The 25006-nt window shown below is 57.9% G+C and carries 18 protein-coding genes; 12 read left to right on the top strand and 6 right to left on the bottom strand.

What is annotated here, in order from left to right; genetic code table 11:
- Positions 1-142: 142 nt before the first annotated feature.
- Complete coding sequence (gene ftsH / locus L4923_RS13465) at positions 143-1981, bottom strand: ATP-dependent zinc metalloprotease FtsH (protein ID WP_239365811.1); 1839 nt, start codon at positions 1979-1981, stop codon at positions 143-145.
- 142 nt (positions 1982-2123) lie between these two features.
- Between ftsH and L4923_RS13460 the strand changes: the two genes are divergently transcribed.
- Together L4923_RS13460 and fixJ are read left to right on the top strand one after the other, a co-directional pair.
- Positions 2124-3632 carry a PAS domain-containing sensor histidine kinase gene (locus L4923_RS13460; protein WP_239365809.1) on the top strand — a complete coding sequence of 503 codons (1509 nt, stop codon included), beginning with the start codon at positions 2124-2126 and terminating at the stop codon, positions 3630-3632.
- Entirely contained in the window at positions 3628-4236 is a 609-nt protein-coding gene (gene fixJ / locus L4923_RS13455) for a response regulator FixJ (protein WP_239366007.1), read from the top strand. Before L4923_RS13460 ends, fixJ begins: the two co-directional genes overlap by 5 nt.
- A gap of 121 nt (positions 4237-4357) precedes the next feature.
- Here fixJ and L4923_RS13450 read toward each other — a convergent pair whose 3' ends face one another.
- Positions 4358-5179 carry a universal stress protein gene (locus L4923_RS13450; RefSeq protein ID WP_239365807.1) on the bottom strand — a complete coding sequence of 274 codons (822 nt, stop codon included), beginning with the start codon at positions 5177-5179 and terminating at the stop codon, positions 4358-4360.
- A 438-nt stretch (positions 5180-5617) separates the two neighbouring features.
- Positions 5618-7735 carry a sensor histidine kinase gene (locus L4923_RS13445; RefSeq protein ID WP_239365804.1) on the bottom strand — a complete coding sequence of 706 codons (2118 nt, stop codon included), beginning with the start codon at positions 7733-7735 and terminating at the stop codon, positions 5618-5620.
- Here L4923_RS13445 and L4923_RS13440 point away from each other — a divergent pair.
- From L4923_RS13440 to L4923_RS13425, 4 genes are all read left to right on the top strand, one after another.
- The gene (locus L4923_RS13440) at positions 7706-8461 is read left to right on the top strand and encodes a response regulator transcription factor (protein ID WP_239365801.1); all 756 of its coding nucleotides are present in this window, start codon (positions 7706-7708) and stop codon (positions 8459-8461) included. The genes L4923_RS13445 and L4923_RS13440 overlap by 30 nt on opposite strands.
- 442 nt (positions 8462-8903) lie before the next feature.
- Positions 8904-10346, top strand: a complete 1443-nt coding sequence (locus L4923_RS13435) for a collagen-like protein (RefSeq protein ID WP_239365798.1) — start codon at positions 8904-8906, stop codon at positions 10344-10346.
- Positions 10347-10429: 83 nt separating this feature from the next.
- Positions 10430-11227 (top strand): DUF6065 family protein, encoded by a 798-nt coding sequence (locus L4923_RS13430; RefSeq protein WP_239365796.1) that lies wholly within the window; start codon positions 10430-10432, stop codon positions 11225-11227.
- Between the two features lie 189 nt (positions 11228-11416).
- On the top strand, positions 11417-11932 hold the full coding sequence (locus L4923_RS13425; RefSeq protein WP_239365794.1) for a L,D-transpeptidase: 516 nt from the start codon (positions 11417-11419) through the stop codon (positions 11930-11932).
- A gap of 486 nt (positions 11933-12418) precedes the next feature.
- On the opposite strand, the gene L4923_RS13420 is transcribed toward L4923_RS13425, so the two are convergent.
- Positions 12419-13057: a L,D-transpeptidase gene (locus L4923_RS13420; protein WP_239365792.1), complete on the bottom strand. Its 639-nt coding sequence runs from the start codon at positions 13055-13057 to the stop codon at positions 12419-12421.
- A 131-nt stretch (positions 13058-13188) separates the two neighbouring features.
- Positions 13189-16536: an autotransporter outer membrane beta-barrel domain-containing protein gene (locus L4923_RS13415; protein ID WP_239365790.1), complete on the bottom strand. Its 3348-nt coding sequence runs from the start codon at positions 16534-16536 to the stop codon at positions 13189-13191.
- A gap of 1621 nt (positions 16537-18157) precedes the next feature.
- Here L4923_RS13415 and L4923_RS13410 point away from each other — a divergent pair.
- The 5 genes from L4923_RS13410 (at position 18158) to L4923_RS13390 (ending at position 22701) form a co-directional block, all read left to right on the top strand.
- Positions 18158-18385, top strand: a complete 228-nt coding sequence (locus L4923_RS13410) for a hypothetical protein (protein ID WP_239365789.1) — start codon at positions 18158-18160, stop codon at positions 18383-18385.
- Positions 18386-19198: 813 nt separating this feature from the next.
- Positions 19199-20269, top strand: coding sequence for a helix-turn-helix domain-containing protein (locus L4923_RS13405; RefSeq protein WP_239365788.1), 1071 nt, complete (start codon positions 19199-19201; stop codon positions 20267-20269).
- A gap of 216 nt (positions 20270-20485) precedes the next feature.
- Positions 20486-21634, top strand: a complete 1149-nt coding sequence (locus L4923_RS13400) for a GGDEF domain-containing protein (RefSeq protein ID WP_239365786.1) — start codon at positions 20486-20488, stop codon at positions 21632-21634.
- A gap of 306 nt (positions 21635-21940) precedes the next feature.
- On the top strand, positions 21941-22306 hold the full coding sequence (locus L4923_RS13395) for a lysozyme inhibitor LprI family protein (protein ID WP_239365784.1): 366 nt from the start codon (positions 21941-21943) through the stop codon (positions 22304-22306).
- Positions 22307-22320: 14 nt separating this feature from the next.
- Complete coding sequence (locus tag L4923_RS13390; RefSeq protein WP_239365782.1) at positions 22321-22701, top strand: hypothetical protein; 381 nt, start codon at positions 22321-22323, stop codon at positions 22699-22701.
- 402 nt (positions 22702-23103) lie between these two features.
- Here L4923_RS13390 and L4923_RS13385 read toward each other — a convergent pair whose 3' ends face one another.
- Positions 23104-24054 (bottom strand): LysR family transcriptional regulator, encoded by a 951-nt coding sequence (locus tag L4923_RS13385; RefSeq protein WP_239365780.1) that lies wholly within the window; start codon positions 24052-24054, stop codon positions 23104-23106.
- Between the two features lie 126 nt (positions 24055-24180).
- Here L4923_RS13385 and L4923_RS13380 point away from each other — a divergent pair, with 126 nt between their 5' ends.
- Positions 24181-24963, top strand: a complete 783-nt coding sequence (locus L4923_RS13380) for an ABC transporter substrate-binding protein (protein WP_239365778.1) — start codon at positions 24181-24183, stop codon at positions 24961-24963.
- Positions 24964-25006: the final 43 nt, after the last annotated feature.

Genomic DNA, 25006 nt, shown 5'->3' with positions numbered 1-25006 from the left:
ACGTCGTCATGTGAAAGGACACTTTCGCCTGCGGTGCCGTCCGAGACCGGCACGAGGAATTGCATGGTCGCGCCGATCTCGCGGAGCATAGGGGGACGCCGTCCATCTTGAGGATCCCCTGCAGCAGGATGCCCTACAGCGATCAGTTCGGTAAGACTTGCGCCTCTGAAGGCGGAACGGCCTCAGCATGACGCTGAAGTGGTGGAAAGTCGTCCGGCGTGATGGTTTCGCGCTCCAAAAGCAGCCGAGCACCGGCCTTGAGGTCGTCCATGCGTGAGCGCAGCAGGTCCCTGGCCGATGTGCTGGCCTCATCGAGCATGTCGCGCACTGCGAGGTCGACTTCCCGTGCGGTCGCTTCAGAATAGTCCTTTGAATGGAGGCGGGAGCCATCGCCGAGCCACTGCTGCTTTTCTTCCTCGAACACGACCTGACCCACGACCGGGCTCATACCGAAGCGGGTGACACTTTGGCGGGCAACATCGGTGGCCTTGGCCAGGTCGTCGGCCGCTCCGGTTGAGACCTCGCCGTAAATGACCTCTTCTGCCGCACGACCGGCGAGCAGCACGGTCATGCGCTCCTTCAATTCGCCGGCCGTGATCAGGAAGCGGTCGTCGGTCGGTCGTTGCAAGGTGTAGCCGAGCGCGCCGATGGAGCGAGGTATGATGGACACCTTCTGTACGGGGTCTGCACTCTTCAGCAAAGCCGCGACGAGTGCATGTCCCATCTCGTGGTACGCGACCCGCTGTCGTTCTTGGGGCCTGAGGAGGCGCCCGCGTCTTTCCGTGCCCGCAACGATGCGCTCCACCGCTTCGGTGAAGTCTTCCATCGTCACCTGGTCTGCATTGCGTCGGGTGGCGAAAATCGCCGCTTCGTTGACGAGATTGGCCAGGTCGGCACCGGTGAAACCGGGCGTGATCCCCGCAATGTCGTCGACATTCAAACCTGGAGCGGTCTTCACAGCCCTCATATGCACCATCAGGATCGCTTCGCGCCCCTTGCGATCGGGGCGATCCAGCACCAGCTGGCGGTCAAATCGGCCGGCTCGGGTCAGCGCCGGGTCAAGGATCTCCGGCCGGTTTGTGGCAGCGAGGAGCACAATGCCCACGCGAGGATCGAAACCATCCAGTTCGGATAGAAGCTGGTTGAGCGTCTGTTCCTTCTCGTCGCCGCCACCATATCCGCTGAATGGGGTGCGGGCCCGGCCGAGTGCATCGAGTTCGTCGACGAAAATGATGCATGGCGCCGCCTGGCGGGCCTGCTCGAACAGATCGCGCACCCGGGCCGCGCCGACGCCGACAAACATCTCCACGAACTCCGAGCCGGAGATGGAAAAGAACGGAACGCCAGCCTCGCCGGCGATTGCGCGTGCCATCAACGTCTTGCCGGTGCCTGGTGGGCCTACCAGGAGGATGCCCTTTGGAATACGCGCGCCGAGGCGCCCAAACTTGTCCGAGTCCTTGAGAAACGAGACAATCTCCTGAAGTTCCGCCTTGGCTTCATCGACGCCGGCAACGTCGTCGAACGTCACTCCGGTCTGGTGCTCGACATAGACCTTGGCTTTGGACTTGCCGATATTGACAAGGCCGCCCATCCCCTGACGTCCCCCCGTCCCCCGAAACAGGAACAGCCAGATGCCGAAGAAGATCAGCATTGGCAGGACCCAGGAAAGGAGCGTCGCGCCCCAGTTGTTGTCGGTGGCACCGGTCACGGGCACCCCTACCTTTTCGAAATCCGCCGCGGCGGTCGGATCGACACGTGTGGAGAAGAAAAAGCTCTTGCCGTATTGCGGGTCCTTGAAGCGACCTTGGATCGTGCTTTCGGTGATGGTCACAGACGCGATCTTGCCCTCATTCACCATACGCATCAGTTCGGTGTGGGAAAGCTGGGCAATGTCACGCCAAGCCAGCAACATCTGGAAAAGTCCGATTGCTGACAATGCGACGATCAAATAGGCGATGTTGAAGGTATGCTTGCGGTCCATGGCGTGCTCGACATCCAGCTGACTGTCCGCTTTATTCCAGGTTGGTGCGGGCTTATCCTTGACACTGGTCAAGGCACTGCACCTGCAAAGGCCTTGAATGCCGCCCACGCGGCGGGCGTTGCAACAGCGGCTGAGGGGATAGATGCCAGCTAGAGATGTCGGTGGTTTTCAGGGCCGCTTTCTTCAGGCTGTTTTTTCCAGCCGATTCGAGGGCATCGCCGGCTACGCGCTCGCCATAGGCGCCGTCGCAGTTGTGTTTGTCATCCGTTTGGCTCTGGCAAGCACATTGGGCAATGCCGCCGTGTTTGTCATATTCACGCCTGCGATTCTTATCGCGGCAGTCGCCGGCGGGATCGGTCCAGGTGTTCTCGCGGGAGCGCTGTCGCTTGTCGGCGCTTATGTTCTTTCCGACGCGAACGGTTTTTTCGGGCTGCAGGTGCCAATTTTCGCTTTGGTGGGGATCGCGATCGCCTGGATGGGAGAGATGCTTCACCACGCCCGTCGCACCCTCGACAAGACTGAAGAAGCCCTGAAGGCCCGGGAGGCTCATCTTCGCTCGATCCTGGACACCGTGCCGGACGCGACCGTCGTGATTGATGAACATGGTCACATAACCTCTTTCAGTGCGGCAGCCGTCCGACAGTTCGGTTATTCGGAAGCGGAAATCCTCGGCCGCAACGTGAACACCCTGATGCCGGAACCCTATCGTCACGAACATGATGGCTATATCGGTCGCTACCTTTCGACAGGCGAAAAGCGGATCATCGGAATAGATCGCGTGGTTGTTGGCCGAAGGAAGGATGGCTCGACCTTTCCCATGAAGCTCTCTGTCGGCGAGATGAAATCGGCTGCCGGCCGGTTCTTCACCGGTTTCATCCGCGACCTGACCGAGCGCGAAGAATCCGAAGCGCGGCTCCAGGAGGTCCAAAGCGAGCTTGCGCGACTTGCCCGCCTCAATGAGCTTGGGGAGATGGCATCGACGCTGGCTCATGAGCTCAACCAACCGCTCGCAGCCATTGCCAACTATACCCAGGGCTGTGTGCGCTCGCTCAAGGGGCTCGATGATCCGACGGCTAGCCGCATAAGGGGCGCGCTGGAGGAGACCGCCAAACAGTCGTTGCGGGCAGGAGGCATCATTCGGCATCTCAGAGAATTCGTCACGAGAGGCGAGACCGAGAAATCGCCCCAGGATATGCGAAAGCTAATCGAGGAGGCCGGTGCCTTGGCCTTGGTTGGCTCACGGGAAATGGGAATTCGATCGGTATTCGAATTCACCGCGGGCAAGGGGGAAGTCCTCGTTGACAAAGTGCAGATTCAACAGGTCCTGATCAATCTCATGCGCAATGCGATGGAGGCCATGCGCGAAAGCGACGAGCGGGAGCTGACTGTGCGAACCGTTCGTAATGGCGACCACCACATCGACATAGAAGTTTCCGATACAGGGCCAGGCATCTCCAATGACGTTGCTCCAAGGCTGTTTGAACCTTTTGTTTCCAGCAAGGCCAACGGCATGGGCATAGGTCTTTCGATATCCAAACGTATCGTCGAGGCCCATGGCGGCGAAATATTGGTCGATCGCAACAGCAAAGGCGGGGCCACCTTTCGGGTCTCGTTGCCGGTAGCGGGAAAAGAGATCTTGAATGGAGATTGACAGCTACGTGGTTCACATCGTCGACGATGAGGAACCGGTCCGCAAGTCCCTGGCCTTTCTGCTCACGATGATAGGCTTTAGGGTAGAGGTTCACGAGTCTGCGACAAGCTATCTCGCGGCTGCTCCGCACAGCGGGAAAACCTGCCTCGTCACCGACCTTCGTATGCCCGATATGAGCGGTGTGGATCTTCTCGAGAAGATGAAAGAAAGGGGCTGCATGGTGCCGGCAGTCGTCATCAGTGGGCACGGCGATGTTCCGATGGCAGTCGCGGCCATGAAGGCGGGCGCCGTGGATTTCATCGAAAAGCCATTCGAGGACGAAGTGCTTGTGGAAGCTATCAAACGCGCAGCCAGCCAGTTCGACGAAACGCCTGCGCGGGAGGATGTTGAATCCCTCCGCGCGCGTCTGAATGAATTGTCGGAACGTGAGCGGCAAGTCTTGTCAGGTGTCGTGGCAGGGCAACCGAACAAAACCATTGCGCACGATCTTGGGATCAGCCCGAGAACCGTCGAGGTTCATCGCGCAAATATCATGGCCAAGATGGAGGCCAGAAGCCTGCCCGGGCTTGTGCGCATGATGATGGCCCTGGATTCCACCGTTTGAGGGTGACGTCTTTCCGCGGACCGGATCGATGCTTTCCTGTCAGGTATTGGCAATGATCTCATCAATGCCGACGTCTCACGCTTGCCTTGCGCCCTTCGGCGGACCACCGGCCAGACAGCGGTCAACTCGACATGAAACGGCTGAGGCGGGTTTCATTCAGCAATGAACGCGTCACGCCGCCGAACGCCCACTCACGCAAGCGGCTGTGTCCGTAGGCCCCTGATACCACCAAGTCTGCGCCGCTTGCGTCAATGAAGTTGAAAAGCTCGATGTATTCATCGGGGCTCTCAATCAGTTTGGATTCGGCTTTGATGCCGTGTGCGGCGAGAAAGGCAGTTGTATCGTTCAGCCCATCCCGCAGCCATTGATCCGCCTCGGTCGCCACTGTTGCGACGGTGACCTCCTTAGCCGCAGCAAGCAAAGGCACTGCATCGGCTACGGCTCTGCGTGCTTCGCGTGTGTCTTTCCACGCCACGATGATCTTCTCGGCTCTGATCCGCTCAAACTGGTCGCCTGTCGCTAAGACTGGCCTGCCTGCGCGTACGACGACCCCCGCAGGATCGGCGAAGCGGTAATTGTCACCCGTTGCGGCTCCGTCCGAGGCCGCCATAACGATCAGGTCGGCCGACCGGGATGCTTCCACAACGGCGTGTGTGGGATTTCTGAGATGTTGGCGCCACTCGGTTTTCACAGAGCCCGATGTCAATCGCTCGAAGCCGACATGCACCTCTTCCAGCCTCGTTTCGATGCCCTCTCTCAACTGCTGCCAAGTCGACGTGAAGAGGGACCCACCTTCCGGCAACGGCATCGGCAGTGGCGTATCTGCAGCGCAGTGGCCGATCAGCCTTGCTCCATGACGTTGGGCGAGATCGATCGCGGCCATCACAATAGGCGCGACCGGTCCATCGATATCGATATTGACCAAAATGGATCTGTAGCTCACGGCCAGTCCTTTCCATTCGGGTTGGGGCCTGGCCAGCATATTGCAAGCAAGGCGCACCACTAGCATTGACGCGGATCAAGTACGCCAGAGGTTTCTTCCCAATAAAGTCAGGTTCGAGCGCTTCTCAAGCGCCGGCAACCGTGCGGTACAACGCGCCATAGTGGCAGACACTGCTTGAGCCGAAAGCAGAGGTCGCGGTGCCATCGGATCTTAGCGCTGCGGCCTGAATTAGGACGCCACCACGCGAATGGCATTTTGGGGTCGCGTCGGGCTTAGGTGAGATTGTTGCGAAAGCGGTCAGCGTCTCTACAGCGATTCCGACGGGCCCGAAGCATTTAGCAGAACCGAGCTGACCAGATCGGTGTAGTGGTTCATCTGGAGATGCTCCCTCTCGTGGATGATGGACTCCGATGCAGAATACAACCGACCCTAACTGGATCACCTGTGCCCAAGGACGCTGGAGGGCGTCGTCGATCCGCCGCTCAAGGCTTTCCAGTTACCCTCGATCGGAAGTGAGAGGCGGAATGTCGACCCGCGGGCATCGCTGGCGATCAGTCTGAGATCGCCAGCGTGTTGCCGAGCAATCTCTCTCGAGATGTAGAGCCCGAGGCCGGAGCCATTCACGTTCTGGCCGGCGGCGCGAAAGTACTTCGCGAATATGAGTTCGCGGTTGTGGGGCGCCACCCCTGCTCCCTGGTCTGACACGTCTACAAGCACAATGTCTTGATTGGTCGACAGTTGGACCGTTACGGGACTGGTCGGCGGTGAGTATTTCAGCGCATTCTGGATCAGGTTTTGCAACACGATCTCCAGCAGGATGCGATCACCTTTCACCACCGCCTCGTTGCCGGGTACGAAGCTCACGCGCCTGGCGGCATCATCGTCCAGCCCCGCGTGGACACTGGAAAAAATTCCATTCAAGTCAAACGTCTCGATCGCGTCGAATGTCTTTTGGCCGGCATTGAGCCGGTCGCCCGCAAGGACGTTCTCGATAAGCATCGACATCCGTTTGACGGTCTGCCTTATCTTGATGGCGCGGCCCTTGATGTTATGGGGGCTTTCAGATGCATAATGCAGCAGGTTGTCCGACGCCGCAGCGATGACGGACAGGGGGCCGCGGAATTCATGCGACACAACGGCCAGAAAATCGCGTTGCTGGGCCAGAGCGTCGTTGACGGAGTCCAGGGATTGCCTGAGCTTCACCTCAAGCAGATGACGTCGATCTATCTCCTCCTTGAGAGAAGCGTTGCTTTCCGCAAGTTCTGCAGTCCTCTCGCGTACTTTGATCGCCAGTTCCTGCTCGGCCGACCGCGACATGGCCAAGACGCGATCCTTTTCCTCGTTAAGGCTTCGCTCGGCTCGCCGCGTCCTCGTCGCGATAGCGGCGCTCAGAAGCACAAGATGAATTAAGGATCCGACGGCATGTAGTCTGGATAGTGAGCTGTTGATCTGAAGCGGATTGGCCCCGGTATACTGCGTTTGCATCAACAGGCTGATGGTAATCACACTGGCAAAGGCCAATGCCGGAAGCAAATATTGAGTTTGCCGCCGCACGACGAGCAAGTAGAGGACGAGCAAGCCGACAGCAATAAAAGAAAGCTGAAGATTCCGCGCTACAAAAAATCCAACATCAGCATAACGTCCTGCAATCGCGAGAAGCATCGCAACGCCATTGAGTAAGATAATGCCTTGGAAAGCGCGCCATACCCAGAGCCAGTGGCGGCGGAACTCGAAAAGCCTCGCCAGAAACAGGATCATGACGACATTGTATAAGCAAACAATCGCTCCCCAAGAGCGATAGATCTGCTCATTGCTTAAGAAAAATAATACATATGAAGCGTATCCCATGTGAAATACGGTCAGAAGTCCGGATTCAATGAGTACTAACGAGTAAAGAAAATACAGTGAATCCTTCAAAATTATGGAATACATTACATTAATTAATATAAGTAAAACAATGGATCCAACTACAAATCCAATGATCCAATCGTCGGTTTGACGATATCCTGCATAACCATCTTTCTGCCAGATATTCAGCGCGGTGGTCATGGAAGTCGATGACTGAAGGCGAACGTAATAATCCGTCTGAACTGAAGGCACCGAGATCGGAAAGAGATTCGGATAAGCGCCAGCGCCGCCTTTGTCCCCCGGTCGAAGGGGGCTTGGGGGCGAAGCCACAAACCGTCCTGCCTCGTCCCGAACGTAGAGCGTTACATATTCGATCAAGGGCCGCTCTATTTGCAGTAGCCACTGTTTCGGACCTTCCGGGGCGAACAGCGAAAGCCGGACCCAGATGGCGCCCTTTCGATACCCTTGCGTGAGCATCGAAGGGATGGCCTGGAACTGAACGTTAGAGTGCTCTGAAACGATGTCATCGATCGTGAGCGCGCCGGTGGGATCATGAAGGATCGAGAGGTGACCGTTGAGAGAAACCGGTGCATTGAGGCCATCTGCCGGATTCAGCGGAAGCGCCGATGAAATTTGCGGCAGCAGGCATCCAAACAAGATGGACAAAACAGCGATTAAATGAAATCGATTGTGATGACGATGCGGCATGGGGTTTCGTCGATGAGCGGAGAAGGCTTTAAGCAGGATGGCGTCGCGATTGCCCCCCTTGTTTACATCGTCGATGACGACGGGGATTTCCGCGAGGAAATGGTCTTTGGCCTATCCAGGCTTGGTCTGGACGTACATGGATTCCACGATGCCGCAGCCCTTTATCGCGCCTATGCCGTCAGGCCGGCCGACATAGTCATCCTGGACATCGGCCTGGAGGGCGAAGACGGTCTGTCCATAGCCACGCATTTGCGGGCCTCGCAATCCGTTGGGATCATCATGGCAACCGCCCGGGGTTCCATCGATGACCGGGTCGGCGGCTTCAAAACGGGCGCAGACGCTTACCTCGTCAAACCGATCGACGTCCGGGAGCTTGCCGCCACGGTGGTGGCGCTCAATAACCGTCTCAGCAGGCACCGCACCCCTTCGCCGCCCGCAGCCCCACAATGGGCCCTGGCGGAAGGCGGGTGGGTGCTTGCCGACGGCATGGGCCATCGCCTTCGCCTGACCACTTCGGAGCGGCGCTTCTTGGAATGCTTGTTCAACGAGCGGGGCAAGACCGTTGGGCGGCGCGCACTCGTCGAAGCCATCGGCGGGGACGTCTACGACTTCAACTATGCTCACCTGGACACCATCGTGAGCCGGCTGCGTCGAAGAGCCCAGAAAGCCGACATGATCCTCCCCTTGCACGCAATTCGCGGGTTAGGCTTCGCCTTCACCGATTAGAATAATCACGCAGACTTTTGTCCAGAGAAGATTGCCGATTCCATTGATTTGGATGAGGCAGGAGAGAGTATTTGAGCAATTCCTCGCACGACAGGAAGTGCAAGGATGTGCCCGTTACTGCGATTGTGAAGAATATTCGCGCTATCTAACTTGAGAAAAGGGGTGGTTATCCGCATTCCGTGCGATTCGTCAGCGACGTCTCGAACACATCGGAGGGTGGATACCCGAAGTCGCTATCTTCAATGGGGCCCATTGCATGCCAGGTCCGGATTTCTTGTTGACGCTCGGAGGGACCGCCGGGCGCAAGCAGAATTCGGGTCTTTTGCCGGGCTAGCCGAAACCGAAGAGAGGGGGTCGAAAACGGATGAGTAGACACGTACGCACTTTATCCATCAGTTGCTCGGTATTCGCGTTTGCGTCGGCATTTGCAGCTTCTGTTCCCATGGCAATGGCGCAAACGCCCACCAATAAGCAACTCTACCAGATGATCCTGGACCTAAAACAGAAACAGGATCAGATGGAACGCAAGCTCGAAGCGGCGTATGCGGAGACAGCCCGCGTCAAGGAAGAGCTGGGCGCGCTTCGGGGAGCGGTTGCGCGCAGTTCAGATCGGGCCTCGATAGCGGCCGCGGAAAGGCGAATGTATTTAGCTGGCCCGCTGTCGGACACCCGGGCTGTCGCCGCGCCGAACGTGCGCGCCGGCGTTGGCGTCGGCGTGAACGCCGGCGACGCATACGCGTATACCGACGGTTCGGTGGCCGTACCACTCGGCGAGAAGTATGGTTTTCAGATCGACGGGATCGGCGGCGTCACCGCAGACAACAACTTTACCGGTGCGGCCGCGCACCTTTTCCGTCGTGACCCCAAGGTCGGCGCATTGGGAGTTTACGGCAGCTATCTTTATGGCAGCGGCGGCTACGACAATGGCGACACTATAGAAAACGGTTACGTCGAGGCGAAGCTCGGTGTCGAAGGGCAGTACTATCTGGATCGGGTGACACTCGAAGGCCTTGCGGGCGTCGAGTGGAACTCCCTGGAGGAGGCGTTCAGTCCGTTCGCCGAGGGGCGTGTCGGATATTACCCCACCGACAATTTTAAGGTGAATGCCGGCCTGCGCTATCGGGGCGCATTCGATGGCGCGACCCAACTGGTTGGGGGCGCGGAGTATCTTACGGAGTTCGGCGGTACGGGGGTGGCGACCTCGATTTACGGGGACGTCGCGGTTAACCTGAACGACACCGATCGCTACAGCAGCGGTGATATTTCTGCCCTGGTCGGTCTCCGGTTCCACCTGGGCACCAATAACGTCCAGTCTGGACCCAAGACGGTGTTCTGCAAGGATCCTGCTCAGAACTACGAATGTGACGTCACCGACGGCCAGAACGACTATTACGCCGATAAGCCAGGGCGCTCGTTGATCCAGCGGGATCGCGGTGACTACATGCCATCGCGCCTTGCAGGCGAAGTCGGGAACTTGCCAAAGCCCTCCACAAACGAGTGGGGACAACCGGGGCTGCCCGGAGCACCTGGAACACCCGGAACGCCGGGGACCCCCGGGACAGCAGGTTCGCCCGGGACACCGGGTTCGAACGGCTCAGATGGAACGCCAGGGACTCCCGGCGTGGATGGAACACCGGGGACTCCCGGCGTGGACGGCGTCGATGGAGTCCCAGGGGAACCGGGAACTCCTGGCCTGGATGGAACACCGGGCGAGCCCGGATTGCCGGGTGAGCCCGGAACGCCAGGTTTGGACGGCGAGGACGGGGTACCGGGATTGCCCGGAGCGCCCGGAGTGCCGGGTGACACCGGTGAACCAGGATCGCCGGGTGAGCCAGGAGTTCCGGGCGAACCGGGATTGCCGGGTGAACCCGGCACTCCGGGCTAACAGCGCTCCTTCAAAACCTGCTGACCATGCCGCGACTCGTCCGGCATGGTCGTTGCCCATTTTGAATCGACTGAGGAAAGGCTATGACAGGCCTACGTCTTGATTGCATGATCCAGGCTCCGAATCCGCCCCAGCTTGTCGCTGCGGATGCGACGCGGGATTGGATGGACGCCACCAGCGACCATTTTGCTTATCGCTGCACGCCGCTCTCGATCGCCAACGCCAGCGGCTGGGAACTGCTGAACCCGATAAGCGTGACCGTCACCTGGAATGGATACAACACGGTCAATGACGTCACCTTCCATGTGAACGAGCCAGGTGTAACGCACCGTTTCATCAGTTCGACTTTCGGCCATGGCATCGTGACTTTTCATCCGGGTTACGTGTTCCGTACCGATCCTGGATGGATGGTTTGGGCGCGGGGCTCTCCGAACAGGATGAAGGATGGGATCGCTCCGCTGGACGGACTTGTCGAGACCAATTGGCTGCCCTTCAGCTTTACCATGAACTGGCGGTTCACCCGGCCGGGGTCTGTCACCTTCGCGAAAGGCGAGCCATTCTGCTTCGTGACCATGACGCCGAGCGTTGCGATCGAAAAGGTCCAACCAGTCATCCGTCCGATGGAGGACGATCCCGAGTTCCACAAGGAGCACAAGGTGTGGAGCAGTGAGCGCCGCCGTTTTGCTGCTGGCTTGAAGATGAACGACGAGTTGACCAGGGAGCAGAAGTGGCAAAAGCACTATCTCAAGGGAAGCTCACCAACCGGAAAATCCGTTGCAGATGATAACCACAGGGTGAAGCGGACACTGAAGCAACCAATTCACATCGACCAGATGCGAGCGAGAGACAATGTGAAGGTCGATGCCCCCAGTGAAGATTGAACGGCCCAGGCGCGTTCCTCGTGCCGCCCGCTGGTGCCTGTTAGTTTAGTGCGTCGGTTCGCTCCCATGAATTTCGACCGAATAAGTAGTGCTCATCTGCTGTCGAGATGCGTGCTCGCTTTGAGCGTTTTTCTTACCGGATGTGTTTCGGCTGGAAGCAATCGTATCTCGACTGCGGAACTCAGCCGCATGAAAGCCGCCTATGCGGATGAACCGTATGAGGTCTACATTGTCGACCGGACCAAGTTTGACAAGCGATTCCTGCCCGTCGAAGTGGAGGCTCCGGAACCTCTTCCTGCCGGAACGATACTAATAGATACGGACCGGAGATTTCTCTATCTCTACAGGACCCAGCGCGTGGCACGGCGTTATGGTATCGCCGTCGGCTCCAGCGGACATAGGTGGTCAGGCAAAGCCGTCGTTGGACGTAAGGCACAGTGGCCTACATGGTATCCGACTGACGACATGCGCAACAACTCGCCCAACTTGCCAGCCGCGATCAAGCCAGGCGAGCATAATCCACTTGGGGCGCGGGCTCTCTATCTTTACAAAAACGGCGTTGACACGCTCTATCGCATCCACGGCACCTCGGAGCCTTGGACCATTGGGACTGAAGCCTCCTCAGGCTGTATCCGCATGCTAAACGAGGACGTAATCGAACTGTATACTTTGGTGACAGAAGGCGCGACGGTTATCGTGAGGTAGGTATGCGTCATACCCGCTATGAGCAGGGCTCCACCTTCGCCACCGTCCCAAATGAAGAAGAATCGAATCCGACGTGGCGGATTCGAACGACGTTTCCTTGGAAGAGCCTACCGCCAGTCCCGAGGCGATCCGGGATCAAGCCTCGGCCTGTGCGGAGCGCACAAAACTCACACTCGATAGCTCCAGCAATCCGTCAGTCCGATATGTTAAACGCGTTGCCGCAGGGCTCGTGAGCGGCTCGACGGCGGCTACCGCACCTTGGAGTATCATTTCACCCCTACCGGACCGACCCCTTATAGTCGCGGCGCGAGAGATGCACGCCGCAAGAGATAAGAAACAGCGCCAGGAGAATCGTCGCGAAAAGGCTTTCGGAGAGGAGTGTCACCGTAATGATGAGGCTGATGACCGGTTGCCCGAATTGAAATGGTGCGATCGTTAAGGGCCGACTGGGCCCGCATGGCAGGGATTTCGACGCGTTGCTCCTCGTCACAGAACTTTGACGGTGGCGCCGACCTTCACCTTTTCGTATAGCTCAATGATGTCTTCGTTGAGCATGCGAATGCAGCCCGAGGAGGCTTCCGTGCCAATGGTCCACGGTTCATTCGTACCATGAATGCGATACAGCGTGTCACGGCCATCGCTGAACAGGTATAAAGCGCGGGCTCCCAACGGGTTGGCTGGCCCCGGCGCTATCCGTTTGGGCAGGCCCGGCGTTTCGGCATGCATATCATCGGTGGGATGCCACGCCGGCCATTTGGCCTTTCGCTCGATCGTTGCCGTCCCGTGCCAGCTATACCCGCTTTTACCAACAGCTATACCGTAGCGCCTGACTGTGCCTTGGGATTCGACAAAATACAGATGCTTATTGTGAGGATCGACAATGATCGATCCGGGCGCGGCATCCACCTGTTTAGCCATCGTGACCGGCTGCAGATCTTTTGCGAATTTGCTACGATTGACGGGACGAACTGGAAACAGCTCGGACGCATATGGACCTTCCGCAGGCGACGAAGACACAGGTCCGCTTACAGCGCTGCAACCCTGCACCGCCAGCAGCCCGAGTATGAAACTCCGCCGTGAGATGGCAGGATAAGAAAGCGATTTCGCAAGCGGGATCGTTGTCACGAGAAAAGATCCAAGAATTGTCTGGCTATCGGACTCTGGCTTTCGCGGAATTGTTATCATCACAATTGACGGCCTGATAAAGAGACGCTCCCGGCATCTGTTCGATGCCGGGAGCGTCTCTTCGTGTGCGATCAGAACTTGACGCGCAGTCCGAGCGTTCCGCCTAATTCGTAGCTGTCCGCGAAGTTCTTCAGGCGGGTGTCGGCTGACACTTCGCCATAGACGGCATATGTGTCGTTGGCCCAGCTGTAGGTGCCACCAAAACCAATTCCACCGGTCAGCCGGTCGGCGCGACTGTCGAACTTCGTGCCCGATACATCGACCCTTGTTCCGTCAAGGAACTCGTTGGTCAGATTGACGATGCCATAGACCTGCGCACGCCTTGTCTGACCCTCCTCGTCCTTCCAGCTGCGCTCGTGCCCGAGGGCCAGACCCAGACGCCCCTTCAGGCTTTCACCCTTGTCGAGCGAGACGTGGGCCCCGTAGGGATCGGTGAAGCTGTCGAAATCGACCGACGACCAGGTCAACTGTGCCTGTGGTGTAAGGGTCCAATTCTCGTCGAGAGCGATGCGCTTGCCAGCCTCGAGGCTCAGGGCATAACCAAAACCATCGTTGCCGTCGGCAAGTCCCTGACGCAGCGTATCGGAGTAGAGATCGCTGTCGTACCAGGTAACCTGACCCTGCGCGTCGAGATAGAAGCCGTTATTGCCATACCAGGTCAGTGTGCCACCGAAGCCATAGCCCGTGGTGTCGATATTGCCATTGCCGAAGAGCGACGCGACATCGGTGGAGACCTGGCCGTAGTGAACGGTTACGCCGCCGATGAGCTTGCCAGCGTCGCTTTCATAAAGCTGGCCGTCTACGCCCGCCTGCAGCCTCCACATATTGTAGTCATAGTCCGACTGGCTTGTGGTGACAGCTGGCTGCTGTCTACCATGCAGCCCTTCGATGCGACCCCAGACGCCCATGCCGCCAACGATTGTCGTAGCGCCGTCCTGATAATAGGCGTTCTGGTCCTGTGTCGGCGTGCATTTGAAGTTCTGAGCTGGATCTTTACAGAACACGGTCTCGGCAGGCGCCCGTTCACCCCCGTATCGATTGCCGGTGCGCTGAGCAAGCGTCGGCAAGCGATTAAGGACCTGCAGTGCGTTCGGATAATTCTCATAAACCGGCACGCCTGGCTGATAACGGGGCGTTTCTGGACCGGTAGGCACGATCGGATCGATCAACATCGAGCGTAGATACCAGTCATTGGCGGCATAGCTATCCCCATGGACATCCGTGCCACTGGAGGTAGGGCTACGGTGGAGTGTATAGGCATAGGCGCCTGCCACCTTGGCGTTCTGGCCATCGTTCGTCACGTAGTCGCCATTACCAAGGAAGAACGCATTCGTGGTCGTGGTGCCGCCATTGATGGCGTTGACAACCTTGATGCCGTCAGTGGTCGCAGCCCCGCCACCATTGATGTTGTTAATGACAAGTCCGGTTTGGCCAGTTGCCGTGCCACCATCGATCACGATCAGGTCGGACGGGGAGGCATCGCCGCCCAGGTAAGTATTCAAGACAACCGTACCGGCTGCGCCCCCGGCGCCTCCAACGAAATTAGAGGTCGTCAGTGTCTTGTAGGCGCCGTTCACAGGCGGTGCAAAGACGATCAGCCCTGCATTCTCGGTGGTGCTGCCAGCGGTGTTGTTGACTGTGGAACTGGCTATCATGTTCCAGGTGCTCGTGGCATCGATAGCCATATTGTCGGCGTTCAACGCAGCACCGGTCAATGTACTCCTGTTCAGTGTCGCGTTGGCCCTGGCGGTTCCCTCTCCCACCACATTGCCGGTCAGCGCCATGTTGGTGAAATTGCCGCTGGTGGTGCCGCCAACGGCATGTACCACGATGCCGCTGCCTGTTGTGGGAGCGACACCGGTCAGATTGGCAACGACATTGCCTGCCGTTCCGGTGATCAGATCCCCCGTCGCGCTCAGGGAGCCGCCCGCCATCATCACCGTGCCATCTCCGGTCCCGAGAATACCCGACGAGCCGGTCCCGTTGGCCGTCACGGCAGTGCCGGTCGTGCTGATCTGGCCGCCACCGTTGACGGAAAGGCCCGAAGCGGCCTGCGTTGTGACGGACGAGGCCGTCAGTTTGACATTGCTGTTCGCCCCTTCCGACAGCGCACCGAAGGCGCCGGCGCCGCTGGTGTTGACGGTAGCATTCGTGGCGTCGACGACACCGCCCTGCATCGCGTGCAAGCCCATGGCGTTGACACCCGAAGTGGTGACCGCCGTGCCGCCTTTCGCGCTGCTCATCAGCGTGACCGTGCTGCCGGGGCCGGTCGCCCGCACGCCATCGGCACTGGCGTTCGCGGTCTCGGCTCCATTGGTTTTGATGGTGCCACCGGCAACCGTGGCGGAGCCACCGGCATTGGCAGCGACGCCGATGGCACCATCGCCGGTGGTTGTGAGTTTATTGTCCGTGATCGTAAGCGTACTGCCGATCCCGATCACCTCCGCACCATTGGATTCCCTGCCAATCTCTGTCGACGAGTAGTGGCCGCCGGACGTGTTGAATCCTGGCTTGTACCCGGTGGTAATCTCACCGCCGGCTACACTGATCGTGCCGCCGCTCGTGACACGGACACCGGCGCTGGACGGGCCGGTCGTCCTGACGATGGCATCAGCAATAGCGACCCTGCTGGCCGCTCCGTTATCATCGGTCCCATCCGCGACTGCGCCGGCGGAAGCGGTCTCATAGGTAAAAATGCCGTAGCCCTTGAAATCGATAAAAGCCCCGCCCTGAGCCGTTGCGCCCGCACTGGCCGCGCCATAGGTGGTTACGCTGCCCCCCCGGTCAATCGTGATCTGGCTACCGCTGCCCTGGGCAAGAAGAGCCACGGAATTGCTGATGAGTTGTCCATGATAATTACCGGTCACGACCGCGCCGCCATGGATGGTGGCCGCTCCCCCGTCGGCAACCGACATCCCGGCACTGTTATTGCCATAGGTGTTGATGTAGCTGGCGTTGGTGACGATAGTACTGCCGGCACCCGAAACGAAGGCACCCGCCGTATCCTCGCCGCTAATGAATCCACTCACACCGGTGAGGATGATCTGGCCCCCCGATTCGGCGACGAAGGCAGAACTGCCCGTGCCATAGGTTAAGATGCCGGACTGCAGGGCATTGAGGCCGGTAATTTCGACTGTGCCACCATTGGCTGCATAGGCGCCATATGCACCGTTGCCGGCCGTAACGACGATTTGTTGCCCGACATTCGGCGGTAACGTCACGCCGCTGAAGTCAGCATTCACATCACTGCCAGCTCCGGTTGCGTAGATGCCGTGGCTGCCGTCGCCCCATGTGCTGACGAGGACACCCTTTCCGTTGATCTGGCCGCCGCCATCGGCATAGAGACCGTGACTGCCTACGCCAGTCGTATTGACATAAGCGGTGTCGTATCCCCCACTACCATCTGGTGCGCCGTTCAAATTGATCGTTCCGTCGCCGCTCGCGTGGGCGCCGGCACCAGTGCCGCTTGCCTCCAAGCCAACAACGTTTCCTGTGTATACCCCGGTGCCGGAGGCGCCGACCACGTCCGTGGCATCATTGCTCGATCGAGTTGGAGTGCCTGGCGTACCTGAATCCGTGCAACTACCCGAGGCGATGCTCACAGGCGCATCCGGTGCCGGTGCGCATTGCGCCAAGGCCTGCGTGGAGGGCAGTAGTGCGGTCACCGCGGCAGCCAGAATGTAGCGATGGTTGTAGACCGAGCTTAGCAGCGCCTTTTTCAGGGAGTTAACGGCGGAGGTGTCAAGACTGCGAATGCAAATTGGCTTGTCCATATGGTCGGAATGCATTTAGGTGTGCCCCCTAGGCGCTTGGAAACTAAATCGATCATTTCCGACATCAGCGATGTGAGTGAAAGGTCATGACGTGATCCGCGAGCCTCGCATTTTCGCCAAGAATTCACCTCGCAGGTCTGTCGGTACCGTCTTCAATCGTTCTCGTATCAACGTGACATCGTTGCCGGATCCACAATCTCTCGAAATCTCAGATACTGGGAACAATGAGTCGACAGTGCTTGTCAGGATTTCCGCGTCTCAACTGTGACTTTTCCGGCATCTGCCCCACCAGTTCCGTAAGAATTCTTGCTCAGGCTTTCACATCACGCCAATTAACGATTTGCTTAAACGATATATACTGAAATGACTATCTTCAATGACAGAATCTTTCACTTTCTTGCACTAATTGTCAGTTTTTGAACCCGGATATTCTTCCCGATTCCTTGTCGCCAACGCATTGAGCGCGCTGTCATCAGGCGCGGCAGCTACAGCATCACCCTGCGGGCGCGTTATTACCGTCTACGTCGAGGGGCTAGTAAGGAGGATATGGCTGCTCCCTTTTCACACGATTCGGAGAAGCGTTCGTCTTTACCGACTAGGCGACTTAAACCAGTTCTTTCTAGATAAATCTGGCTCATTCCGGCTCCCAGGAGTCCAAATAAATATTGATAGATTATATTCGAACTTTTGCATGTGTCAGTTAGTGAAAGTCGGTGACATTGCTCGCATTCTCCCAAAGTCATATTTTTAAACAATAACTGGGTTGCGCGCAGGTCGTGCCCGGCAAGATTTTCTTAAGGTATCTGGTGCGGCGCGCTCAGTATCCCGCCAGCAGCGGTCATTACTTTTCCTGGTTGTCCATCGGGAGGTTTGCGGGCGCGCTTTGCTTGGCGCTGGCGGAGTAAGGTATGTTTGAGCAGCTTGATGTTCTCGACAAAAATACGTGGCGATTGCGGCCAATGCCATTGCTGACGATAGCATCAGCGGTGCGGCTCAGGACGTTCGGTCGCGTTGTCTCCAGAAGAGACTCCATACGGCGAATGCCTCGCGCAACTGACCGGCTCGGATGGAAGGGGTTACGCAGCTAGTGCATTTGTTTCCTGTTTCGACGCGTCGAGCTTTGTCACTCTGGTGGTCGTCGAAGGTGTGGAAGCCGCCGCCCGGATCGCTGTCGCACGGGCTTCAGGGGCCCACACGTTCAGGGCTATTTTATCTCTGTGCCGCCCCCACGCGAGTGAGCGACCCGAGCCGAGCAGCAGAAAAGTGAATGATGAATCGAAACCGCATCAACGCTCCGACGAAGAAAGTGACCGACCCTTCCTACTTCACCGAATGCCAGTTCGTGCTCGAGCCGTCGGTGTATGGCCTGATGAAACTGGCCACGGCGGCAGGTTGGGATCCTCGGCACGCGGCAACCGCCATTGCTGTATTGGCGGCTCAGATCGCGTTCAATGAAATGGAAACGAAAGTCGATGGATATATACTCGCTGACTGAGTGAGCCGGAGAACGGGAGCGCAGGGCCAAAAGAATTCGTCTGGTCTTTGCTTGTCACCGGCAACCACAATCATGTTGTCTCTCAGCGCTCCACCTTCCCACATCGGTTAACCCCGCGGCGCCTCCGCTCCTGAACACCACCGACAATGTCATCGCCCGACCGTCACCTGGAACAACGCTACCCCGGATAACGCCGTTGTCCAGCCGGGCAGTGACGCTTGGCGGGCCGATCACCGCTGGCAGCCTCAACTTCAACGTCAGGGAACACCACCGGCGGCACGCTGACGCTTGGCGGCACGACGCTGACGATACGGCGCTTGGCAACGCCAGCATCAGCTCGAGCGTTGCCAGCACAGCTGAGTTGAACAGGGTGGGTGGCGGCACTTCGGCTCTGCCGTCGACTGCTTGTTTTGGAGGAACGTTCGTCCAGCCATGGGAGATCATACGAAGGATATTGGGTTGGCTAACCAACCACCGAACCATTCCTTTTTCTGCGCAGCCAGATTCTCCCCAGGCCCAACATTATCGTTATCAGCCGTGGTCTTTCGCATCGAAGAAGGACCGATCATTCTTATGGATGAACCCCGGATCGGAATCCCGCAGGAAGAAGAAGTCAGCCGACCAGTTTAGAGCGGGAAGGGTTCTTCGCACGTGTCGAAATGACCGAGCTGAGCAATAACATCGACACAGTTCAGTCGGTAGGGAATTATTGCGGGACCGGCAATTAGTACTGAATCCTGTGACGTAGTTGTCGGATCAATGTAGTGAAGCGGCCAAGCTCTTCGTGACGGCTCGAAACGATAAAGGCAACAGATGTCGATTGAGAACAATCGTCGTGAAGTGAACTCCACTGATGAGGTTTCGATTTCGACCGATCTGGTCGAGGATCGTCTCAGGAGCGACTTCTGGCGAGAGGTGACGCGACCCTTCTACGAAACCACGCCGCTGATTGGGAGCGAAAGCCCGCTGGAAGGTACGATAAAGTCACGGCAGGTGGCGGGGCTCCAGATCGGTTCCGTCACATTCAACGCACAGCGATACAATCGCGATCGACGCATCATCGCCTGGAGCGGCCTTGACCAGTATCTTATTGCGGTTGTTGCAGCAGATATGTCCGGTAACTTCGCCGACACCAGCGTCAAGGCTCGGCCTGGGGATATTTGCGTCCTGGATCTGGCGCAGATCCTTCAAAGCGATGTGACCGCCGGTGGAATGTTCTCAACCCTCATACCGCGCCAAATCCTCGCAAAGGCAACAGGCCATGCAAATTTGCATGGCCTGGTTCTCCAGGCGCATCTGCCGATGACGAAGTTACTCACCACCTATCTTGGGGGAGTAGGCGACCTCAGGGATCAGCTGTCGGACGGTGAAGCTGCCGCAGTGCAGGACGCGCTGGTAACGATACTCGCTGCAGCGCTGCGAGGGGAGCAACCCGATGATGCCGGAGAACTCCGTCCTTTGAGTATAGCTTTGCGTCAACGGGCTTTGGACTTCATTGACCACAACATCCAAAATCCCGACCTCAGTCCAAACCTCATTCTTCGGCACTTCAATGTCTCCCGTGCCCATCTCTATCGAGCGTTTGCAGAGGATGGCGGCATCTCAAGTGTGATCCGTGACCGGCGGCTGGACGCAGCCTTCCTCGAGTTGACGCGAACCGATGTTGTCACTCGATCTGTCTCAGACATCGCTTTTGCGCTTGGTTTTTCGAATGCCACCCACTTCTTGCGTGGTTTCCGGACGCGTTTTGGACTGACGCCCAGCGAAGCGCGGCGGGAAAGGCCCTCTGGCCAGCTAGCTCCCGAACTTCAAGCGCATTTCTTAGAATTCGGAAAAAGGGCGTCGAGCCTGAGCAACCAACAGCATGAGACGCCAAGCGTATAAAAATGAGACGAATGGATGAGGCATCAGACACCCCGATCACGTAAGAAATGTCATACCTATCTTCTTGTCCAGGGTCACGCCTCCGGTCAATTGGAAAGACCTTATCACGGGAAACTTCATACTGGCTCCGACATTCTGGTCAGCCTGATCAGACGCGGTTCAACCAGCCTCCAGGGCGTAGGAAATAAGCTGGTTGGTCGGAGTCGTTGAAAGCTCATGTTTTTTGATCAGATTACCTTTTTGCTTGCTATTGGCGTCTCTAGCGGTGCGCTTTGTGTGACACTGTTTGGGGCATGGATCGGGTCGCGTCGCGATAGCTTTCTGCTCGACTGGTCTGTTGGCCTGGGTTTCATCGTCGTGGGCATCATGCTGCTCAGTGCGATAGGCCGCCATTATGATCCCGTGCTCCAGGCTGCGTCTTTCACTGCGCTCCTTACAGGCTTCGGATTCATCTACGCAGGCTCGATGCAATTTCGTGTGGGCATGACGCATTGGGTCGCGGTATGGGCAGCCACGGGATTGGGAGTTCTCTCAACGGCCTGCGCCTTTATGCTGGGATTCTCCGGCATAGGCACAATAACGGCCAACCTTGGGATTGCGCTCCTGCTCGTGCTGACAGGACGGCAGTACTGGGATGGTCGTGCGGAATCGCCGGTTGCTATGGTTGCGACTGCCGTCCTTTACGCAATAACCGCAATCTCGTTCGCCCTTTGCAGCCTGGCGATTGCGCTTGAGCGCAAATGGATCCTGACGGAACTCCCCGCAAATTGGGCCGAAGGCATCAACTCCGTGGTGGTCATCATCGGTCTAACGGGTATTGGCGCTCTGTCACTCACCGTCAATCAGGCGAGAATCTCTCGCTTTCACCGGATGGAAGCGTTGACCGACCCGCTGACCAACCTTCTCAATCGACGGGCGCTGATAGATCGCTACTCGTCACCAGCTCGACCTCGCACCGCCGCCATCCTGTTTGATCTGGACCATTTCAAATCGGTCAACGACACCTATGGCCATGCCGCGGGGGACCTCGTCCTCCGTCATTTTGCAGAGATACTCTCTACAAGAATGCGCATTTCAGACATCGCAGCTCGGGTGGGCGGGGAAGAGTTTTGCGCCATCCTTCACAACGTCGACCGGGAGATGGCCGTAGAATTTGCAGAGCGCATTCGAATGAAGACCGAGGAAAAAACGGTTGCTTCGATCAAAGGGCAGATCGCAGTCACGGTCAGCGTCGGCGTGGCGTATTCCGCAGGTCACGGAGAAAGCTTTGGCATGCTTTTGGAGCGCGCAGATCAAGCCCTTTACAGGGCAAAGACGGACGGCAGAAACAGAGTCAAAAGCGACGAGATCCGCCTTGTGGGTTAATCGGAAAGCCAACCTCCCATCCCTCGTCACAATGCTTTATCCGCCTGTTTGGAAGGCAAGCCGGCATCACTCCTTACCAGTCCGTCATTCGCGCCCGTGTCGGAGAGGCGGGAAGGCTGCCGGAATAAACCGATATGTCCAGCGCCGAGCTGTCTTGCAGCGCCCGCTCTTTAGCCCGGGCATAAGTCGGACGCTCGCCTTCTGCAGGCAGCCGTCAACCTTACGCTAACGGTAAATACCAAAAGCTGATTGAATTCTTTTTGTGCGGATGAATAGTATTCGTGTTTCTCGGTTGATGGATAAATCATGCGACACATACTATTTGCTACAACAGTACTTTCGTTAAGTTGCTGCGCTGCATTTGCGGGTTCCGACCCGGCCTCTGATTTCAAAAGAGCTGATGCAGCACTGAACGCGACGTTCAAGAAAATCGGGCAGCGTCTGTCGGACGACACGGAGGGCAAGGCCCGGTTCGTCAAAGCTCAGCGAGCCTGGATTGCATTTCGCGATGCTGAGTGCACTTTCCAATCCAGCGGCGACGACGGCGGATCGGCTGCCCCGATGGTTGCCACCGCATGCAAGGCAACGCTGACGACCCAACGCACCAAGCAGTTGAAGGCTTATCTCAACTGCCAGGAAGGCGACCTCGCCTGTCCGGTTCCAACAGAATAACAAGGAAAACGACGATGCCGGCATTCAAGGCGAGATATTTACTGGCTGTGCTTCTCCCATTGGCCGCAGCGGGTTGCGTCAGCGCAGAAGATCAACGCGCGGCGGATCAGGAAAAATGCACTTCCTTTGGCTTCCAGCCGGGGACTGACGCCTTTGCAAACTGTATGATGAGACAAAACGCTCAACGCGACGCAGACAACCAGAGATCTCTCGACCGTATCCACGACCAGGAACAACGCGAGAAAGACCGCAAGGCCGCCCGTCGTAACAATGACGAAGCCATCGACACCCGTCCAAGCTACGACAAGGACGGCAATCCAAACTTTGATACAGAAGGCAATTACCAAGGGTGCAACGGCGTAGGTTGCGCAGTCGACAATCCAGACGACAGCTAACTTCGATTGGCCGATAATTGCTGAAGGCGAGGCAGATGTCGCTCGGAGAATATTGAGTACCTTAGGAAACACCGACGGAGATCGCTGCTGGCCTTCATCGCGACGGTATTGTTCCGCCTCGCGGGAGCAGGTGGTTCGCATCAACGTCTGTTCGCCTCTTTAGGCGAACAGATCAAATCGGGTCAGCCTATCGCGGACATCATTGTTCCGCTGGCCTTGGGCTATGAGGGTTACCGGCATGCTCCAGCGGCGCGGCATTGTACCTTTCATAGCTGTGATGTGGCGTAGACGCTTGAGCGTTCAGATCGCACCCAGGCGAAATCCTGGAGGGATGCACCTTCATTGCGACGCTTCACTCGCCGGTCCGCGGCAGTGTGAGAACGAAACCAGATAGGCAGTGCATCATTGAAGATAGGTGCGCTCCTCCACAGGAGTGTCAGCAATAGCTCGCTGCAACCCATCGAGCAGCGCGCTTTCTGCCCGGTTCATCGGCCTTTGCTCATTGACCAGCAGGTAGATATCGATGGCCGGAACGTCCTTGTAGGGAGGAAGGCGCCAAAGCGTGCCGTCGCTGACATCTCTGCGCGCGACATGCAGGGGAAGCGGACCGATGCCCAATCCCGCAATGATCATGCGGCGCACTTCCTCGAGGCTCGACGATACGCCGACGACGGATGCGTCGAGCCTGGCCTCGCTGCGCAGCAGGGCCACCGGGCGCAGCGCGTCGGTGATATGGTCGGTTTGAAAAGATACCGACATCTCGCCTTCGAGATCCTCCAGCCTCAGCTCCTTCTGGCCAAAGAGACGGTGTGTCGGCCCGCAGAAGAAGCCGAAGAATTCGCGATAAACCATGGTGTACGTCAGGGTGGGATCGCGCTGGCTGACAAGACATAGCCCGAACGATGCGCGACGTTCACGAACCTGCTTGGTGACCTCGATGCTTGGCGCCACTTGGATCGTAATGGTCGCGCGCGGGTAGCTCTGGTGAAATTCGCCCAAGACACGATCGAAGAGCGGCGAGACGACGTGGCTTGCGACAGCGATAGTGACGTGTCCGGTGACATCATCGCTGACGCCCCGGACCAATCGAGGCAACTGTGAAATGGCGCCGAACACCTCGACGCTCTGTTCGTACAGGAGCTTGCCCACCTCCGTCAGTTCGAAGCGCGTCGCATCACGCTCGACCAACTGTCGACCGATGCGGTCTTCCAGTCGACGCAGCGCGTTGGAGACCGTTGGCTGTCTGAGGTTCAGATGTTCCGCGGCACGCGTAATGCTTCGCACCTCCGCAATCACCACGAAGGTGCGCAACAGGTTCCAGTCTAGATCCCAGACGAGACGCTCCGGTCGCATGCATTCTCCAAAATTATGATGCTCATTCCCATTATCTATTTGCGCAATGTATTCGACGCCGCAATGATTGTGTTGGCACGCGAACGCAAAACCGCAGCGATGCCCTCGATAAAAAGGGGAATTTGGATGAGAAAGTTAGTGGCGGCATTTGCCGCGTTGGGCGCATTTGCTGCCGTCGCGTTCATGACCTCGACCGCCGGCGCCGATGACCTCGACAAGGTCAAGTCGACCAATTCGTTGTCGGTCGCCATGACTGGTCAGTACCCGCCGTTCAACTTCGTCAACGACCAGAACCAGGTCGTCGGCTTCGACGCGTCGATCGGTATGGAGATCGCAAAGCGCCTCGGCGTGGAAGGCAAGATCGTCACCACGGCCTGGGACGGTATCATAGCCGGCCTGCTGGCAAACAAATACGACACCATCGTCGGATCGATGACGATCACACCGGAACGCGAGAAGGCGGTCGATTTCGTCGGCCCATACTATCACGCGGGCCGTGGCGTCTTCGTTTCAGAGGCATCGCCGGTGAAGACGCTCGACGATCTCAAAGGCAAGACTCTCGGTGTGACATTGGGCGAGACACACGAGAAGTGGGCACGTGCGCAAGGTGGATGGGATATCCGCACCTATAAGGGTTTGCCTGAACTCCTGCTCGACCTGAAGGCAGGGCGTGTCGATGCCATCGTCGTCGACAACATCCCCGTCAAGGTTGCGATGAAGCAGTCGGGGGAAAAGGTGCGCCAGCTCGACACGCCCGACATCGAGGGCGGCAGCGTCGCAATCGGCATCGCGATCCGCAAGGGCAATCCCGACCTGAAAGCCGCCATGCAGAAAGCCCTCGACGACATGATGGCTGACAGCACCTATGAGAAAATCTCGCAGGAGTGGATCGGCAGCGATATTCGCTGACGGTCTGCGCACTGGGTTCATCCGGGCGCGGATACCTCCAGGA

This window comes from Terribium retamae, from assembly GCF_022347545.1.
GTDB classification, from domain to species: domain Bacteria; phylum Pseudomonadota; class Alphaproteobacteria; order Rhizobiales; family Rhizobiaceae; genus Mesorhizobium; species Mesorhizobium retamae.
This window is presented reverse-complemented; position numbering and strand designations above follow the sequence as displayed.

Excerpts from the sequence above, each read along its gene's own strand:
- ftsH (WP_239365811.1), bottom strand. The coding sequence starts at position 1,981 with ATGGACCGCAAGCATACCTTCAACATCGCCTATTTGATCGTCGCATTG.
- L4923_RS13460 (WP_239365809.1), top strand. The coding sequence starts at position 2,124 with ATGCCAGCTAGAGATGTCGGTGGTTTTCAGGGCCGCTTTCTTCAGGCT.
- L4923_RS13440 (WP_239365801.1), top strand. The coding sequence starts at position 7,706 with ATGAAATCGATTGTGATGACGATGCGGCATGGGGTTTCGTCGATGAGC.
- L4923_RS13445 (WP_239365804.1), bottom strand. The coding sequence starts at position 7,735 with ATGCCGCATCGTCATCACAATCGATTTCATTTAATCGCTGTTTTGTCC.
- L4923_RS13435 (WP_239365798.1), top strand. The coding sequence starts at position 8,904 with ATGGCAATGGCGCAAACGCCCACCAATAAGCAACTCTACCAGATGATC.
- L4923_RS13430 (WP_239365796.1), top strand. The coding sequence starts at position 10,430 with ATGACAGGCCTACGTCTTGATTGCATGATCCAGGCTCCGAATCCGCCC.
- L4923_RS13425 (WP_239365794.1), top strand. The coding sequence starts at position 11,417 with ATGAAAGCCGCCTATGCGGATGAACCGTATGAGGTCTACATTGTCGAC.
- L4923_RS13410 (WP_239365789.1), top strand. The coding sequence starts at position 18,158 with ATGATGAATCGAAACCGCATCAACGCTCCGACGAAGAAAGTGACCGAC.
- L4923_RS13405 (WP_239365788.1), top strand. The coding sequence starts at position 19,199 with ATGTCGATTGAGAACAATCGTCGTGAAGTGAACTCCACTGATGAGGTT.
- L4923_RS13400 (WP_239365786.1), top strand. The coding sequence starts at position 20,486 with ATGTTTTTTGATCAGATTACCTTTTTGCTTGCTATTGGCGTCTCTAGC.
- L4923_RS13395 (WP_239365784.1), top strand. The coding sequence starts at position 21,941 with ATGCGACACATACTATTTGCTACAACAGTACTTTCGTTAAGTTGCTGC.
- L4923_RS13390 (WP_239365782.1), top strand. The coding sequence starts at position 22,321 with ATGCCGGCATTCAAGGCGAGATATTTACTGGCTGTGCTTCTCCCATTG.
- L4923_RS13385 (WP_239365780.1), bottom strand. The coding sequence starts at position 24,054 with ATGCGACCGGAGCGTCTCGTCTGGGATCTAGACTGGAACCTGTTGCGC.
- L4923_RS13380 (WP_239365778.1), top strand. The coding sequence starts at position 24,181 with ATGAGAAAGTTAGTGGCGGCATTTGCCGCGTTGGGCGCATTTGCTGCC.